Source organism: Halomonas sp. hl-4, assembly GCF_900215475.1.
Classification (GTDB): Bacteria; Pseudomonadota; Gammaproteobacteria; order Pseudomonadales; family Halomonadaceae; genus Vreelandella.
The window spans coordinates 4,167,419-4,185,144 of record NZ_LT907845.1 but is presented as its reverse complement, the minus strand read 5'-3'; the positions used below and the strand labels follow the sequence as shown (position 1 = coordinate 4,185,144).

The 17,726-nt window shown below is 51.3% G+C and carries 14 protein-coding genes; 4 read left to right on the top strand and 10 right to left on the bottom strand.

Annotated elements, in window-relative coordinates; all coding sequences use genetic code 11:
• Window positions 1-8: 8 nt before the first annotated feature.
• Genes tnpB through CPH17_RS19540 form a run of 6 tightly spaced genes read right to left on the bottom strand, consistent with a single transcriptional unit; the run spans window position 9 to window position 7,534 of the window.
• A complete protein-coding gene (gene tnpB, locus CPH17_RS19565) occupies window positions 9-365 on the bottom strand; it encodes an IS66 family insertion sequence element accessory protein TnpB (protein WP_074394776.1) in 357 nt (118 codons plus the stop codon).
• The gene (locus tag CPH17_RS19560; protein WP_074394775.1) at window positions 362-574 is read right to left on the bottom strand and encodes a hypothetical protein; all 213 of its coding nucleotides are present in this window, start codon (window positions 572-574) and stop codon (window positions 362-364) included. The genes tnpB and CPH17_RS19560 overlap by 4 nt, the downstream gene beginning before the upstream one ends.
• 42 nt (window positions 575-616) lie before the next feature.
• Window positions 617-1,264 carry a DEAD/DEAH box helicase family protein gene (locus CPH17_RS19555; protein ID WP_096300852.1) on the bottom strand — a complete coding sequence of 216 codons (648 nt, stop codon included), beginning with the start codon at window positions 1,262-1,264 and terminating at the stop codon, window positions 617-619.
• Between the two features lie 11 nt (window positions 1,265-1,275).
• Complete coding sequence (locus CPH17_RS19550) at window positions 1,276-3,378, bottom strand: site-specific DNA-methyltransferase (protein WP_074395885.1); 2,103 nt, start codon at window positions 3,376-3,378, stop codon at window positions 1,276-1,278.
• Window positions 3,379-3,426: 48 nt separating this feature from the next.
• Complete coding sequence (locus CPH17_RS19545) at window positions 3,427-4,674, bottom strand: RNA-binding domain-containing protein (protein ID WP_074395884.1); 1,248 nt, start codon at window positions 4,672-4,674, stop codon at window positions 3,427-3,429.
• A 19-nt stretch (window positions 4,675-4,693) separates the two neighbouring features.
• Entirely contained in the window at window positions 4,694-7,534 is a 2,841-nt protein-coding gene (locus CPH17_RS19540) for an SNF2-related protein (protein WP_074395883.1), read from the bottom strand.
• A 265-nt stretch (window positions 7,535-7,799) separates the two neighbouring features.
• Between CPH17_RS19540 and CPH17_RS19535 the strand changes: the two genes are divergently transcribed.
• Window positions 7,800-8,393 carry a YajG family lipoprotein gene (locus CPH17_RS19535; protein ID WP_096300851.1) on the top strand — a complete coding sequence of 198 codons (594 nt, stop codon included), beginning with the start codon at window positions 7,800-7,802 and terminating at the stop codon, window positions 8,391-8,393.
• A 14-nt stretch (window positions 8,394-8,407) separates the two neighbouring features.
• On the opposite strand, the gene tmpT is transcribed toward CPH17_RS19535, so the two are convergent.
• Genes tmpT through CPH17_RS19520 form a run of 3 tightly spaced genes read right to left on the bottom strand, consistent with a single transcriptional unit; the run spans window position 8,408 to window position 10,069 of the window.
• Window positions 8,408-9,040 carry a thiopurine S-methyltransferase gene (gene tmpT / locus CPH17_RS19530; protein WP_096300850.1) on the bottom strand — a complete coding sequence of 211 codons (633 nt, stop codon included), beginning with the start codon at window positions 9,038-9,040 and terminating at the stop codon, window positions 8,408-8,410.
• 17 nt (window positions 9,041-9,057) lie between these two features.
• Window positions 9,058-9,693: a TIGR04211 family SH3 domain-containing protein gene (locus tag CPH17_RS19525; protein ID WP_096300849.1), complete on the bottom strand. Its 636-nt coding sequence runs from the start codon at window positions 9,691-9,693 to the stop codon at window positions 9,058-9,060.
• 49 nt (window positions 9,694-9,742) lie between these two features.
• Window positions 9,743-10,069, bottom strand: coding sequence for a DUF1820 family protein (locus CPH17_RS19520; protein WP_074398453.1), 327 nt, complete (start codon window positions 10,067-10,069; stop codon window positions 9,743-9,745).
• Between the two features lie 174 nt (window positions 10,070-10,243).
• Between CPH17_RS19520 and CPH17_RS19515 the strand changes: the two genes are divergently transcribed.
• The 3 genes from CPH17_RS19515 to CPH17_RS19505 are packed head-to-tail and all read left to right on the top strand — an operon-like array spanning window position 10,244 to window position 14,294.
• Window positions 10,244-11,467 (top strand): ATP-grasp domain-containing protein, encoded by a 1,224-nt coding sequence (locus CPH17_RS19515; protein ID WP_096300848.1) that lies wholly within the window; start codon window positions 10,244-10,246, stop codon window positions 11,465-11,467.
• Between the two features lie 29 nt (window positions 11,468-11,496).
• A complete protein-coding gene (locus CPH17_RS19510) occupies window positions 11,497-13,539 on the top strand; it encodes a hypothetical protein (protein ID WP_096300847.1) in 2,043 nt (680 codons plus the stop codon).
• Window positions 13,536-14,294 carry a TlyA family RNA methyltransferase gene (locus tag CPH17_RS19505; protein ID WP_096300846.1) on the top strand — a complete coding sequence of 253 codons (759 nt, stop codon included), beginning with the start codon at window positions 13,536-13,538 and terminating at the stop codon, window positions 14,292-14,294. The genes CPH17_RS19510 and CPH17_RS19505 overlap by 4 nt, the downstream gene beginning before the upstream one ends.
• On the opposite strand, the gene mscK is transcribed toward CPH17_RS19505, so the two are convergent.
• Window positions 14,291-17,596, bottom strand: coding sequence for a mechanosensitive channel MscK (gene mscK / locus CPH17_RS19500; RefSeq protein WP_096301001.1), 3,306 nt, complete (start codon window positions 17,594-17,596; stop codon window positions 14,291-14,293). The genes CPH17_RS19505 and mscK overlap by 4 nt on opposite strands.
• Window positions 17,597-17,726 lie beyond the last annotated feature (130 nt).

The window sequence follows — 17,726 nt, the reverse complement described above, 5'->3', positions numbered from 1 at the left end:
AGAAAAAACTAACCAACCTGCTGAAAATACAACGCTTTATGAGGTTGCATGGCCTTAAGGTTAACGCCATCCAGCAGCCAGTTCAGTTCCTGACCGGTCAGCGTCACCGTGTCGCCTTCCAGATGCGTTGGCCATTTAAATCGCTCGCGCTCCAGGCGCTTGTACCACACCACAAAGCCGTTACGTTCCCAGAATAGCAGCTTCACCTTATCGCGTTGGCGGTTGCCGAACACAAACAGCGCCTGATCGAACGGGTTCAAGTCCATGGCCTCCTGGACCAGCAAGGCCAACCCATCGATTTGCTTGCGCATATCCACGGGTTCGCGGCATAAATAAACCGTCAGGTCGGTACCAGGGCGGATCATGTCACCACCTCCACCGACAAAAACCGCGCGGGACGGCAGCGTGGTGGCACCGGCAAGCCTTGCACGCTTAACCGCTTCTCCCATGTCAGCAGGTCGGTGAGGGGTAACGCTTGTGAGTCGGCGTAATCACTTAACGGCATATTCAGCGCTGAGGCATGATAGAGATGGCCCAACCAAAAGGCCTGAGTGGGGTTGAGTTCACAGGTCATGACGATCTCCAAAACCAAAGAGATCACCAGTGTGATCAGCCCTCACGAGATTAGGTAGATGGGTTTATTGGATCGCTTACCCTGTTCCCGATGAATTACCGAGAGCTTTTTGATCTGACCCTGTGTCAAGTTGTCATAGTTTTCCACATCCCCAGCATCTCGCTGAAAAGCCTGGATGTTAATCACCATAATTTGTAGCGTATTAGCGGTGGCAAACTGCCGCACTTTAGATAAGTCTTTGGCGCTATATACATAGTGATCAAAAGGCACATTGTCATACAAACTACGAAAATGCGTTTTCATCATTTTTAGAGAGGAAAGTACCCCTTCACGTATAGCGACCGATGGCACCACGATAATAAACTTACGCAGCCCCAGCTGTTGGTTCATCTCGAAAATGCTTCGCAGATAAACATACGTTTTGCCCGTACCCGTCTCCATTTCCACTGAGAAATTCGGGAATGGATAATCATCTTCAGCTCCATGCAGGCTATTCGATTTCTCGATAAAATTATGTTCCTGCACACGATGTAGGTTTTCTAGCAGCATATCTTGGTTAAGCGTTAACGTGTTGGCGATGCCCAGCTTGCGATAGGGTTCACCAGCCGCAGAGAGATTATCAAAAACTGCCAAGGTAGATTCGATGGCATCCCGCTGATAATCCAGATCGGGGTTGAATCTCAGTTTCATACTCAGCCCCCTTATACCGTCTTAAAATCGATTTGATCGATTTTTTCTTTGCCTTGATTAAACGCTGCAAAAGTTTTAACAGCGTTCGTTTTGAGCTGGTCATTGCGATGGAACGCTTTATCCAAACAAATGAATTGGCTGGGTGCTGTCGCCAATACGGCATCAATGAGCGCTTGGTCGATAACATCGTCCAGATGAATTAACAGAGTGTCATCAGCCACTGAAAACAGCGTGTGATTTGCAAGTTCAATTTTCTCAACCTTTTCCGTCGGCATCACGCCCGCCTTTAGCAAAAGCTCATAAAGCAGGTCTTCCTGGCTAGCGTTAGGGTCTATATGATCAACGATGAGCTCCATTTGGTGGAGCAATTCTTCGTCGGAAATATCTTTGCTAGGGGCTTGCCATAGTTTGAAATTGCTTTTATCAAGCTTTAGAACTTTAAATCCCCTCTTCGATTGATGTCCTTTATTTACGGAATCTATATCAAATTTAGAATAAATTTTGCACAATCTACTTTTGGATATATCTGCAATAGTTGAGTACCCAGCCTTCAAGGCCTCTTTGCCCGTCTTTTCTTTTTCGGAATTGGGTTCTGGCAATTGTACTAAAATATATTTAATATTTAAATCTTCTTTCAAAGCAAGTTCTGCCACTGACTCACCGGTTGTGCCAGAACCTGAAAAAAAGTCCAACACAGTGCCCTCTGAACCACAAGCATATTGAATAAGGCGTTTAATCTCAACGTGATCTTTGGGATTGTTAAATAATTTCACCCCCATCAAGTTTCGAAGATACTTAACTGCTACTTGGCTTTGCTTGTAGATGTAACTCCCTCTCACTTGTGTTGCTAACTGCTCGTTATCGTTACCATCTTCACACTCGTATTCATCAAAATCAGCAATAACCAACTCTTCAGCAATAGGCTTTAAGTGTGCTTTTCGGAAGGGAGGCTTAGTGTGATCTTTTCTAAACTCAACAAGCCCTTTTTTAATCTGCCTTTGCATTTCATCTGGATGAGAGTATATCCAACCTCTCTCAGGAATAGCACAAGGCAGTTTTGTTACAGGGTGAATCACTTCATATTTTGGGCCATCACCTCCTGGCCATGAAATATCACGGTCACGCCAAGGCCCGTGCTTATCTATGCGTTTATATCGACTCCACTTTCTAGAAGGATGCGACCTCGGCAATTGGGAAAACCATGACTGCAAGTCAGTTTCTATCGCAGCATCACTTTCGCCATATTGCTTTCGCAACAAAACATATTGATCCCAAATTTCTTTAGCACCGGGCTTTTCTTCTCGCCAAATAATGTTTTTTTCCTTAAGAACACTGTTGTTTTTAGCATAAACAAGCATATATTCGTGCCCAACGGAAAATAGCTTAGCATCATTTTTTCTGCTTTTTTCCCAAACTAAACACGCAATTCGATTCTCCTCTCCAAAAATCTCATCACACATCCGGCGCAGATTTTCCACCTCATGGTCATCAATGGAAATAAAGATCACCCCATCTTCACGTAACAAGTTACGAGCAAGATATAGGCGGGGGTACATCATATTCAGCCAATTGGTGTGAAAGCGGCCTTCATTCGCGGTATTCGTTGAGAAAGTTCGGCCTTCACTATCTTTTAAACCAGCGTATTGCAGGTAGGTATCCAGGCTTTCGCTGAAGTTATCAGGATAAATAAACTCTTTACCAGTATTGTAAGGCGGATCGATATAGATCATTTTGACCTCGCCGTAGTAGCCCTTTTGCAGGAGCTTCAGTACTTCAAGATTATCGCCTTCTATGAATAAGTTTTCAGTGGTATCAAAGTCCACCGACTCCTCCCGGCAAGGCTTAAGAGTGGCAGTTGACGGCTGTTGAATCAGCCGTAGGCAATCGCGTTTCCCAGGCCAATCCATGCCGTACCGCTCGCGGCGATTGTCATAAATATCTGTTAGCTCGCCTAATTCAGCTTTTAGACGTTCAAAATCAAGTGACTCGACTACTTCCCCTTTGTCGTTACGGGTTTCGGTAAAAGCAGTGGGGAAAAGCTGTTTGAGCTCAATGCGGCGTTGCTGGGTTATATCCAATGATTCGCCTGCAAGGCGCGTATTCTGTTCACTCATATAAAAATGTAAATCCCAAATAATTTTGACTACCAATGTTTTTTAACATCAGTCTGTATGATTATCTTTTCTGGCAGCGTAAATCGTTAGTAGCAACTCGCTATCATCTACCATCCGGTACGTTGGCTCCACACCACTTAATTCGCGGCTACGGTTAATAATTTTGGGGACACCTTCACCCCGCCGCTCAATCAGTGCTTGGCGACCTGCTTCTTCTCTCGCTTGGTAATAGCGGCTTAATAAATTGACCAGCGCTTCATTGCGAGTAACCGTGTTTTCCATTAGACCGTCAATGGTAAGGCTGTTGGAGAGCTGACCGGGACTGAAAAGCTCCAGCCGGTCTGCAAACATGTGTAGACGAATACGCCGACCTGTCATGGAGTAGTCACGGTGGGCAATGGCATTCACCACTGCTTCAAACACCGCACCAAGGTCATATTGGGGAATATCGATACGGCCCAGCTCTTTCTTAGCGGCTACCCGCATATTGCGCTTCACGAAATCCACTGCACCATTGATCTGTTGATCAACTGGCCCTGTGTAATCCTGTGCATCCAATTGATATTGGGCATCGCGCTCCGTACCGCTATAAAACACGCACTGCACATAAGCGTTGGTAAGCCATTGCGTAGGATCTGGTGTAATGAGCAAAACACCACACACGGAAAGCCCTTCGTCATACTCGTCTTTCGCGGTCAGGTGAAGTTTATACAACTGGTCCCGTTCCGGGGTGTCTGGCTTAAGAAAGCGATACTTAAGTGTTTTATCAATATCAGCTTGGGTGGTTCCGGGGACGAGGGATTCGTCGAATCGTATTAACCTGGCCTGAGAGCGGTGTTGAAACAGACGCGCTAGAACTTCTGGTTTCATTTCCTGTTTGGTAGAGCCCACTCTTTGATAATAACGTCCTGCGCTCTGATGCACTGAAATACTGCGGGGAATATCCGCACAAATAACCGTTTTCAGGTCGCCTTGCTGATTTGGCAGTTGAATCAAATGGGTATCCAGCCGAACCGGAGGGTTAATATTGTTTTGGCTGATGTTAACAACCCACTCTTCTGTTTTGGCAACGTTTACGTCATCAATGCCTACTACCTCTCGGGTACGATCTATAACGCCAAGAATAATTCGCCCGCCTTGGCCATTGGCAAAGGCCGCGATTTCATGGGCCATTTTATCTCGGTTAGGATCCTTGGGACGATCTCCGTCATAGGTAATGGCTTTGAATTCGATACTAGAATCCTCGCCCAGGCGAATATGAAATAAAATGTCTTTAACGAGCTTTTCCCGATCCATGTTGCAATCTCGCAGAAGCTTAGTGTTTAAGTGTCCAGCGTACGGTGAACAGTTCTTTGATCTCGAGGGTTAGCTCTAGCTTTTCACTTACCTCATCCAGCAAGCGATCCTCTTCCTGTTCAATCTGTTTTTTCGACTGGTGATACTCTGCCAGAGCGTCATCTCGCTTTCGCTCCAGTTTACGCAACGCTTTCTTTGCCTGAATTTTCTCTACCGTGGATGCCAGTTGCCGGGCTTCTTTCTTGTACGTACGAATTTGCTCATCCAGCTCTTCAACTGTCGCCATCAACGCTTTACGGCGGTCTTGGGCCCAACGTTCAAGCTTTTCAGACTCTTGCTCTAAATAGCTATCTAGCTCTTCTTCGGTTTGAGCTTGAGCCTCTTCAACGATTTGTGAACGCCAATCATCAAACAACCCTGGGGGTAACGTACCGGTTAGTGCTTGCTCTGAGGCTGGGATATACAACAGATGATCGCTATTTTCTAAGCTCAACTGCTGACCGCCATCCGTCTGTGCTAACACGATAAGCCGAGTATTCTGCGTCTTACCGCGATTGTAGGAGAAGCAAAGTTCAAAGGAAGTTAAAACTCCAGACTGGCCGATGTAGTCTTTTAGCGCTGCAAACTGTCCTTGCAATTGATCATAATGAAATGTCAGATGCGCAGGTTCCAGAATGTAGGATTTGGCGTTATGCACTAGCTCCCATGCCAAAAAATGTTCATTAGCCTGCAGGCGGAAGAATTCTGAATTATTTTCTTCAGCCAGTGGCCAGCTTAGATCATAACGCTGGCCATTCAGATAAAAATGGTTAGTGTTGAATTCAGCGTCAGGAAGCTCAGCTCTTGCCAAGTCCATCAGTACTTGCTCATACTCCTGAAGAAAGTCATGACTCTGATCCCTACGGGTTTTAAGTGTCGATACAACGTCTCGATCAAAGTTATTTAACAGCGTCTCTCTAGCAGCAGTTTCCCTGACCACAAGGGTCTCTTCCAGCGTTTTTTGGAGCTGGTCAAATTCAGACTCGATCTCTTGGTCAGTACGGCACTTTTGGTAAATTTCGTAGATACGCCTCTCAATGTCGATGTTACCTTCAATCGCACCCAGCACCTCGTCTGACGCACCAAAAACACCTTCGAAAAGCTTTAGCTTTTCATTCAGTAGTTGAAACACACGACGGTCAGCCGGATTTTTACGATTGACAAAATTAGCAACGACCACATCGTTCTTCTGCCCATAGCGATGTACGCGACCGATACGCTGCTCTACTTTCTGCGGATTCCAAGGTAAATCATAATTAATCAAAACTGAGCAGAATTGGAGGTTAATACCTTCTCCGCCCGCTTCAGTGGAAATGAGGATGTCAGCTTTGTCACTGCGAAAACGGTCAACCAATGCTGCCTTCATATCAGAAGCTTTAGAGCCACTGACGCGGGCAGAGCCCTTATGATTTTGAAGCCATTCTTGGTAAATCGCTTTAGAGCGAGGATCATTATTGGAACCGTTTAGTAATACTGTCCGCCCCTGATAACCATGTTCTTCTAACAGTTCTTGTAAGTATAGCTGTGTGCGACAGGACTCGGTAAATACTACCGCTTTGCGTTGCCCACCAAGGTTTTCTGTCATTGCCAATGCCTTCTCAAGCATCGTTAGCAAGGCCTGCCCTTTGGCATTAGAGGTGATGCTTTGGGCTAGATCCCGAAACCCCTTAAGCTTGGCTATTTCTTGCCGAAGCGCATCATTTGAGTACGCTGGTTGCTCACTGAAAGCATCATCATTACTGTCGTTTTGCCGTGTTTCCAACCAATCATCTATCTCTTCAATGTCTGATAACGCATCTTCGTTCAGCAATTGCTGCGCTTCTAACCGCTCAATCATACTCTTAAGTGTTTCGGCAACAGCGAAAGAGGATGAAGCCAATATTTTACGCAGTCCCATGCTTACTAGGTGGCGAGCACGGAAATTAATCGCCTGATTATTGGGCTGTTGAAGATAATGCGAGAGGTCTTGGTATAGCTCCCACTCAGCAGGCAGCGGTGTAAAGTCCTGTGTAATGGAATAGCGGTTAGTGAAGTTGATACCACCCTCTTCCTGCACCTGCCGCCTTAATGTTCTGTGGGTGAGCGGACGGATACGCTGTTTTAAGTCTTCAAGCGCCTTATCGTTCTTTTGACGATTAACATAAAGGGATCGAAATGATTTCTCATCACCAAAAAAATGAGGGTCAATTACCTGACTCAGACCATACAATTCCATCAGGTTATTTTGAATCGGGGTAGCGGATAGCAGCACACGGCTATCGGCAAATTCGGTTGCTTCCACCAACGAACGTGCGCGCTTGCTACCCTTTTTTTGATAGAGATTGCGAAGTTTGTGAGCCTCGTCAAACACTACCAAATTCCAGCTTACCAAACGGATAGCATCTTTCTGGCGCGAAGCATATTCATATGAGCAGATAACGATTTTATCTTGGTGATCAAACGGGTTATTTATCCCCTCTTTTTTAAGTTCTACAGCCACCTTGCCATCAATAATGACTGATGGAAGCTCAAACTTATCCTGCAGCTCTTGATTCCACTGCTTGCGCAGCGATGCAGGAACGATCAAAAGGATGTTGCGCTTTCCTTCAGCCCACTTTTGGGCCATTACCAAGCTGGCTTCGATGGTTTTACCTAACCCAACCTCGTCCGCAAGCAATACCCCTTTTTCTAGAGGTGATTTTAATGCGAAGCAGGCAGCATCAATCTGGTGTGGATTCATATCGACACGTGCTGACGCCATGGCTCGTGAGATTTGATTCTCAATCTTACCGGACTGCGTCAACCAGTGGGCAAAATAAGCGCTCTGGTGGCGGGTGAACATCATCCATCCTTTTGGTAGCTAACATTGGGATTAGCGTAGGGCTGTTCGCTCAAAAGATATTTTGCTTGCTATCTGTCCCAGACATAACAAGCTACATTCTGAGCTTTAGGTTAACATTCGATTCATGCGAATGTGCCCGTCATTGTGAGAAACAATTCTTCACAGTCAGCATTGCCAAACCTTACTCCTGAATGCGCTAGGCGTTATACTGGCATTCTATAACAAAGATCCCCTTGGGCATCACCGTTAGAAAAGGATTTAACATATGCTTCGGCGTCACTTTTTAAGGATTTCAGGTGTGCTGCTTGCCAGCGCGTGGCTTTCGGGCTGTGCCAGCCCGCATTACTTGCAGCTTTCCCCCGAACGCTCCGCTGAAGTAGCCTCGGTAGGTGATGGTCAGAAAATCACCGTGCTTGCCCAGGACGGCCGCGACAGCGAAATCATTGGTAACCGTGCAGGTGGTGGCATGTCCACTGCGCAAATTACCGTCAACAGCCACGAAATCATTCCCCGCTTGCAAGAAGAAGCCGAGCGTGCGGTCGCCGACATGGGCTTTACGCCCACCCAGGAAGCCGCTGACGGTCGCCCAAGCTTAACGCTTGAACTCAATAGCCTTTCCTACGCCCAGGGAAATAGCGATCAGCCTTTGATCGATGAAGCACGCTTGGAGGGGGTATTAAAGGCGACTGCCCGCAACGACGGCACCACCTATACCGGCACTTATACCTCGCGCCGTAATCAGGAATACGCCCTCAAGCCGGATAAAGATACCAACACGCGCATGCTCAACGACCTGCTGGGCGATGCACTAAACCGTGCTTTCAGCGACCAAGAGCTTGGCCAGCTATTAGCCCGGTAAGCGAGATAGACATTCTAGTGCGTCGGTCCTCGGCGCACTAACTGCCATACCTTCTCGCATCGCCCGCGTTCGTCCGGCTCCTTCTCTTCGAGTAGCGAAACCCGAAAGTTGGGCGAGAGCAACGTCTCCACTTCGTGGTTAGTAACGCTATAGGGCGGGCCGGCACTTTCCTCTTCGTGGGTCAGACTGACTAACAGCCCTTGCCCTCCTGGCGGCACCAGTTGAGCAAGGTGAAACGCGTAACGCTGGCGCGTCGCTTCGGGTAAGGCAATTAACGCGGCGCGGTCATAAAAGGCCCCCACCTCGTTTGCCTGCTGAATATGCAGGTGAAAAAAATCACCGCACCAAAGCTCAATACTACTCTGGCGGCTGATATTGAACCCCGCTTGCTGATAACGCGATACCGGCACCTGTGACTCGGCAAGAAACTGCTCAATTGCTTCGGGCGCTAGTTCAACCCCGAGCACAGGGTGGCCCGCCTCGGCGAGCCAGCGCATATCCAGGCTTTTACCGCACAGAGGGACCAGCACTTTGGCGCGTTCAGGCACGCCAAGCGATGGCCAGTAATGTTTCAACGCGGGATGTGGCTGGGGCAAATGGAAGCCAATGCGTCCTTCCTGCCAGCGACTACGCCAATGGTCAGTCATTAACACGCATCCGCCTGTTAAAACCAACGATCACGTTTTTTACGCCGACGAGGCAGATGCGGCACGATCAACCCGACGACTAAACCAGCACCTGCAACGCCTCCCCCATACATGAAGTAGCGCAACAGCAAGTCTTCCTCTTGAGTATCGAGCCGCGCTTGCAGTGACCGCACTTGCTCGCTCGATTCATCGGCGTCGCTACCCAGTTGGTCATTGCGCGTTTCTAGTTCGTCAATGCGCTGCTCGCGGGCATCCAGTGTTTCGCGCATGCTCGCCACGCGCTGCTCCCACTCTTCGTTGATACCGTCTAACTCTTCGGTTAGCGATTCTACTTGCGATTCAAGTTCGGGCAGTTGCTCGCTGGCGCTAGGCGTTTGTTGCAGTTCCTCACTCAAAATCCACACGGCTTCGTCATCGTCACCACGCACACGGGAGTAGTCACCGTTGGTTTCCAGCACCTCGACCTGCTCGCCGGCACTAAGGGTCCCCACAATGCGATAGCCATCGGTTGGGCCACTGCGCACATAGGTTGAAAGTTCGTCGGTTACCCAGGCGTTACTGTCTGACTGAGCGGCCCCATTAACACACCACACACTGACCAATACACCGGCGGCAACCGCCCGGTAACGATGACAAAATTGAGTTACTTGCATGACATAATGTCCTAATTAATACGCAGCCTGCTGGGCCACGCTCACATGACTAATCTCCGCGCGGAGGCAGTGGGAAAGGACGTGGAAACTCCGCCACTCGCGCGTCACTTTTAACCGCTTTCAAAGGTCCCTCACGCTCTACTTCGTCTATACGCACGATCGCATTGAGCGGAAGGTAACTCCGCTTGACGCCTTCGAAGGTGTGCTGCAATTTCTCGCTCGCAGGATCGACCACCACCCGTGAAGCATCTTCAAAGACAAACTCCTCGACTTCAATAAAGCCCCAGAGTTCGCTTTGAAATATCTCGCGCACGTATAAATCCCAAATTTCGCCCTGCTGGTGCACCACCACTCGGTAAATCGGCTTGGCCGCCATCTTGGCCTTTTCCTCTTGCCGTTGGAACATTCTGTTGACCTCACAGCCTAACATATTCGCGCACGTAAGCGTTTGCAGTGCGGATAACCTCTACATGGCCGAAGCCGTTGCCTCTGGTGTATGGTGCACGGCTCGGTTCGGCTTTTCTTCACTCACCCACCGAAGGAGTTACCTATGCAAAAGGATCCAAACAAAGGCTATATCGCCCTACTTGGCTGGAGCCTCAATGCCATTGAAGCGGCAGAAAATTTTAATCGCCGTTACATCGTGGTGGCCCCCGATTGGGCAGAAGACTACTGCCAGAAACACGACATCCCCTACGTACCTTGGAATTTTGAACGCCTAAATGACCGTTCTTTAGAAATTGCTGAAACGCTAAAAGATAAAGGCGTTGATGTCGCTATTCCACTCTACGAAGAGACAGTGGAATGGGCCGGGGCAATCAACTCTGTGCTGCTTGATAACCCACGCCTATACGGCCAGTCGCTGCTATTACGCGATAAGGCGCTAATGAAGCGCCGCGCCCAGCTAGGCGGCATACGCGTGGGGATTTTTGAGGAAGCCCACGATAAAGATGACGTTGTTCGCTTTCTCAAGCGCGTCAACCAGACGCTGCTTAAACTTGACGGTGACCCCAACGACCCGATACACCTCAAGGCATTCGACAAAGCCGGCTGTTTAGGCCACCGAGTCATTCGCACCCCCGACGAAGTCGATACCATCCCCGATGAAGAATTCCCGGTATTAATGGAATCACACCTAGATGGATGGGAATTCGCCGTTGAAGCCTGGATTCATAATGGCAAGATCGCGTTTCTGAATATTTCAGAGTACGTCACGCTTGGCTATTCGGTTTTCGTTCCCGCCTCGCCTGAGCTTGAAAAATATCGTGAGCAGATCACAACGCAAATTGAAAAGCTGATCAAGGCCTTCGATATCGACTTTGGGTTAATTCACCCGGAATACTTTGTCACCAGCGATGGCGAAATGTACTTTGGCGAAGTCGCTTACCGGCCACCTGGTTTCAAGGTATTTGAGCTTCTTGAGCGCGTTTACGGATTTAACGCCTACCAGGCTTCCATGCTGGTGTTTGACCCTAAAACGTCGGCCGAGGAAGTCGCTGAATTTTTCCCCAAAGAAGTGGTGGATGCCGACGGCTTTGCTGGTTGTTTCGGTGTTTATCCACGCCGCCGCGTGGTCAGCCGCCTGGAAATTCCCGAAGAGACCGAAGATCACCCCTACTTCGAATCTCACGAGCTGACCGCGCCCATGGAAGAAACCGTTACCAAACGAACCGCGTTTGGCACACACTGGGGGCTGGTCTACTTTAAGGGCGAGGATGCACATACCCTTCGTGATCTACTAAAACATCAAGAAGATCTCGACTTCTATGTATAATCCCCGCTCCACCGGGACAAGGAGTCACCGTGACGACCGATCAACAGCCATCCGCGCAAGATGAAAAACTCAACGGGCTGCTGACCAAATTTGACGATGCTGTGCGCCTGCTCACGCAGGCGCCTACATTTTCAAAACCGGCCAAGCTTCCACGTGTGCTAGATACGGCTCGCCGACTGTTGATGCAGGATGGGGGCTGTGAGGCGCTTGAAACACGCTCGGCTGATTTTGAATCCGCAGGCGTATTTGAAGGCTCCGACTGGGCAACACCGCAATATTTAGTGCCCACCCTTACCACGCTGTCGCTCAAAAGTGCCGACGCCAATCTAGTGGTCATTGAAGCGTTAAGTGAACTGCGGCTTCTGGCGGTGGCAAAAGGCGACGTTGAGCACTCACTGGTTTCCCAGGAGTATGCCCACCACTATTTAACCCAAGTGATCGCGCTTAACTTATGGCTGTTGTTCACCCCACCCAGCGAAGCGGAGCGTGAACAACAAGGTCGCTTGGCCGCGATTCCACGAAAGCTTTTTCAACACCTCGCCCAGCGGATTGGCTACGAGCACATCATCGACCAGTTGATCGACGAAATTTGGCGCATTCTTAAACAGCGCCCCATTCAGGTCGACTCGATCAAGCAAATGATTACCCAAATTGCGCTGTGCCAGGCCAACCCCGAGATAGACCTGGGGGCCAGCGGCCAAGGTGCCGACCGCTTGGTTAGCTCGCTGTTTGGGCCCACCCAAGCGTGCCGCGAAGATCCAGGCGTTGAGGTCTACCGCGAGCGACTCGATGGCATGGACCAATCTGCCCTACAAGCAGAGGCCACCGGTTTTGCGCGGGCCATGCATGACACTGGGCTGGTATCGCCTTACCACGCCGTGTTGCTTCGCCACTTGCTCGAAGAAGGCGATCATCTGGTGTCTGAAGCGCTGGGGCTCTCGTCAACCGGCCGCGACTGCCTTCTGTGTTATCGCGAACTCGTCCATGCCTTAATTCGTGGTGGCGTTTACCCCGCCACCAGCCAAGCGGTTTATGGCTTGGCATTGATGCTTGAGCGGGGAATTCTCTACCAGCCGCCGGTGGCACCGGCCATGTGGCGCCAACTCAGTCTGCCACTATCTGAGTGGTCACAAGCCCGGCTGAACATTGCCTATGGCGAAGCGACCTCGCCCCGCGCACGCTTAGTGGAAGGCGTGCTGTGCATGCTTGGCTTACCGCTTGGCGTTGGCCAGGGCAATAACCCGACTTGCCAGTCAGCCCGTGCGCTCTCGATGTGGGCCTATAATGACCCCGACTATTTATTGCAAATGGTCACATGGGCTGCACGCGACGACGAAATCATCATGCACTTTGAAGGCCAAGCTATTTCGTCGATGGCGAGCCTTTCGGGCGTGGCCACCGAGCTACCCATCGATCTCGATCCCGTTTCATTAATCGTGGTGCCACACCTGGATCGCATTTACGCGGAAATGGGCCGACGCTGTGTGGACCGAGAAGGCGACCCTCACCGCTGGGTAAACCCGGAATTTCATGGCTGGTGGTCGGGACGCGGATTTCGCATTAATGTCGATGTGGCCACCGGTCAACTTAGTGATGTTGACGATTTCGTGCGGCATTTTTATGCTTGCTATCACCCTTATTACAACGGCAACCAGCCGCTGATTCACCCCCAGCCCGCCGGCATCGCCGTCACAGACAGCGCTGCTCGATTCATTGGCTGGCACGCCATCACTATTTTGCGCGCCTCACTCGACCCCGGTGACGTGATGCGCATTTACTTTTACAACCCCAACAATGACAGCGGTCAGGATTGGGGAGGTGGCGTAAAAGTCAGCACGGCAGGCCACGGCGAACGTTTTGGCGAAGCCTCGCTACCGTTTTCACAGTTTGTCTCGCGGCTTTACATTTACCATTACGACCCGCTTGAGCGTGGCGAACTGGCGATGGTTACCGAAGACGAGCTCAACACCGTTATACGTTATTTGCAGCAAAGCTGGGGAGCCGAGCGGCTACCCGCCGCGGAGTTGCAGGCCAATGAAGGCCCACAGAGCACATCACCCAACGACGCATGACACGACTTGACCAATTACTTGTCAGCCAAGGGCTGGTGAGCTCCCGCACACGCGCCCAGCGGCTTATTCGCCATGGGCGCGTTTATCTTGCCGAGGGCACCACACCGTTGACCAAACCGAGCGAAAAGTGGGCCGTTGAGACGAGCTTTTACGTTGCTCCCGACCCCGAAGAACGTTACGTGTCTCGCGCCGGGCTCAAACTAGAAGCATTGCTTAACGCACTGACACTTCGCCTTGACGGCCTGAACGTGCTCGATGTTGGGCAGTCGACCGGTGGTTTTAGCGACTGCGCGCTTCACTTTGGCGCACGCCATGTTATCGGTGTCGAAGTCGGTCATGATCAGCTAGACGTTCGCCTGCGTGGCGATCCCCGCATCACCTGCCTGGAAGGCATCAATGGCCGCGCCATGAGCGCTGATAAAGCTCTGCAACGAGCACTTGCTATGCATCCCATTGACGTCGCGGTTATGGATGTATCGTTTATTTCGCAAACCTTGATATTGCCTGAGATAGCTGCCTTGCTGCCCGGCGGTGGCCGGCTTATCTCACTGGTCAAACCACAGTTCGAGCTCACTCCTAAAGCACTGGATAAACGTGGAGTGGTTCGCAATCCGGCTCATTACCAACAGGTTGAGGAACGCTTACACAAAACCTGTCAGGCACTGGGGTTAATGATCACGCATTGGCAAATCAGCCCAATTACCGGCGGCGACGGTAACCACGAGTTTCTGCTCTATGCACAAAAAACTGGCTAACGACTCGACGGACCTTGTGGCGGCGTAAGCGTTTCCACTTTAACGGCCTCACCCGACTCACGGTGCAGCCAAACATCCATTTGCTCAAAGGCAACACGCACATCAGCTTCGCGGAATAGCGCGTCTACACGGCAGTTCACCTCATCGGCAGCAAACAACCGGTCAAGCAGGTCATTAACAAAAATACGCAGCTCAAAATTGAGGCTATGAGGACCATAGCTCATGCAAAACACCTGTGGCTCAGGGTCCACCAGCACGCGGGCGTTTTCATCCGCTGCTTGCCGCAACAAACGATGTACCAGGGCTAAATCCGAGCCGTGGGCAACCCCGTAAGTCAGCACCACCCGGGTGACGTTGTCGGAGAGCGACCAGTTGATCAATTGGTCGGTGACAAAGGTTTTATTGGGAATGATGATTTCTTTACGGTCGAAGTCGGTCACCGTTGTGGCGCGGATACGAATACGGCTCACCGTGCCATGCAAATTACCCAACGTGATGGTGTCGCCAATCCGGATGGGGCGTTCAAACAGAATGATCAGCCCCGAAATAAAATTCGCAAAAATCTCTTGCAGCCCAAACCCCAAGCCAACGCTCAAGGCCGCTACCAGCCACTGTAGTTTATCCCAAGATACGCCCAGCGTGGCTAACGCCATGACCACCCCGGTGCCGACAATGGTGTACGACAGCAGCGAGCTGATCGCATAGGCACTGCCCTGCTTTAATGTCAGGCGGGACAACACCATGACCTCCAGCAGCCCCGGCAAATTGCGCGCCATAATGAACGTCAATGCCACCACCAGCAGGGCACCAAACAGGTCTGAAATAGACAACGCGCTGTCGACCAATTCGCCATCGGTGTTCTCCCAAAGTGACACTTGATCCAAGTAGCCCAGCACCGAGAGCAGGTCCGCCCAAACCAGATACAGCAGCCCAATGAAAGCAATCAACAAAATCAGTTTGGAGAGGCGTAGCGACTGGGTATTTATCTGCTCCATGTCCAGCGGCGGCTCCTCCACTACCTCCAAGCCGCCTTCGGCACCTTCCTGAACCTGGGCGCGGCGCTTGGCCAGTGCCCGCCGGTACGCCAGACGCCTTGCTGCAACGGCTAAACTTCGCACCACCGTGGCTTCTACCACTACCCACAGGCCTAGCAGATACAGCGTGGCCACAAAGCGGCCAACCAGTCTCAATGCCGTGTATTCGTATCCCCACACCACCAGTCCAAGTAGGACCAAGGGCACCGCCGCCATGGACAAACCCAGCAACAAGCGAAACAGGCGTACGCCAAAAATGGGCACATGGGCTAAGATCAGTCGCGCCAAACACAGGCCCATCGATAGCAGCCCCAAGGTTAATAAGCCCATGGCAACTGGCCGCTGGGCTAACGGGGTTTGCAAATTATCTGCTAACGTCGAGATAGCAATCACCGGCACCAGAGCCACCCCCAGCCCAGCCAGTAACCGCCGTAACTGAGCGTTATAAACAGGCGACCAGGTAAAGTGCTGCTCGGCCACGCCGTCGGCCACTAGCAGCCTACGCCCCCAGGCCACAACGCTCCAGCTAAGTGCTAACTGAACTAACGCAGGCGCCACATTCGTCGCCAGTAGGCTTTCTGTGGCGCCCAAGGCGACACCGCTACCGGCAAGCGCCAACGGCCCCGGCACCGCCAGTAGCGCATTCAGAAATACAGCTTTTGGGGTGTGTAACTGCGTGTCGCTTTTGAGCCGGCCTATTTGACTATGCAGCGTGGCCAAGCGGGTTTTAATCAGGCGCCGCAGGGCCACCAGAATAAGACTGACCATGAAAAAGGGGAGCCCGCTAAGCATTTCCCAATCCAGCGACGGCCAGCGGGTTGGCAGAATGGCGCGCCACTCGCCTTCTTGCCATTCCAGGCGCAGGTGTTGGGGTAATTGGCGCAGCCAATTAACGTCCAAAGGGCGACTATTCGCTACCCAAAACAGCTGCTCATCAATAGTAGTGCGCAATGCCTGAGTGGTGGTCAGTAACTGCTGCTGGTTAAGCTGTAGCTCGACGGCGGCGCTTAACAAACGTCCGTAAACCTCTTCAAGCTGCTCGACCAATTCACGTCGAGACTGGTAAAGCCGTGACAGTGTATTGATCAACGCAGGCGTCGGCTCAATATTTGCCTCCTGAAGCCGCTGCCTTGACAGTTGCTCGGCCTGGCGAAGTTGATCGCGCTGGCGGACCAGATCAAACTGCTGCAGCCGTAAGTCGGCAATTTCATCCTGCAAATCGCGGCGCGGCAATACGGTGGGCAGCGACTGGCGCTGCTCGCGAAGTATCCGCGATAGCAACTGACTGCCTCGGATGGCCTCGATTTGTTCATTCAAGCTGCGCTGTAGCTGGCGTACGTGCTCAAGCTGACGCTGGGCATCGATGTTATCGCGCACCAAGCTGTTATCGCGCTCGCCAGCCTGCAGCAACGACAGGCTCAGCGCTTGATTGCGCTGTTGCGCCTGGACGACAACAGGATGTCCTGCAGCAATTAAGGGGTTGCCCTGTGCGGCATCGGCTATCGCCTGTTCGGATGCCAGCCGCCGCTCTCGGTCAGTGACACTTTGCAGTAAGTTCAGCTGCTGCTCTTGCTGGTCAATTTGTAGCAGTAATAAGTCACGACGCTGCTGGGCAAGATCACGCAGCCGACCATTAGCGCTCAACTGGCGTTGATAGAGCGCCACCTCACGCTCAGCCACGGCACGCTCAAGGCGGAGTTGAATCATGCGCGCGTCATTGAGGGCGGACAGCTGACGATCTCCCAGCATGGCTTCACGCTCGGCGTAGTCACGGCGGAGTGTCTCCATCCGTTCAAGCGTCACTGCCATGGATTGCTGAGCTCGTTCCGGCAGCGTTTGTGCGGTTAAAAATTGCGAATTCACTTCAGCCAACTGGCTCTGAAGTTGCTGAAGATTGGTCAGCGCCTCTGCCTGCTCGGCTTCCAATGCTGCCAAAGGCAAGTCGCTTAGCTCATCGATCGATGGCACATCATCGCTATCTTCAGCTTCACCGAGCGAACGCTCTACGCTGATAAGTGCGTCGGGGGCCTGGCTTACTCGCTCTTCTAGCTCGGCAAGCTGCTGCTCAATGGCATCCAAACGCTCATAAGCCTCCAACGCGGCGGCCAAGGCCTGTTGATCAAGCGCCTGCTGAGCGTTTAAAGTCTCCTGGGATTCAAGCTCAGCAAGACGCTCCTGAAGCGCCCTTTCATCAGGCACATCGTTCAGCGTCGCCGCACTTAGCGCGAGGCTGCACAACAGCAGCGCTAGGGCCACTAACCCTTTCATTACCAATGGAAAGGTAAATTTAACCACAGCGCTATGCCTCGTAGATGCGTCGATGTTGAGCTTGGCTATTGTCGGGGGTTGCCAGCCACCGCGCAATCATAACAGTTGACTTATGCCGACAGCGTGATAG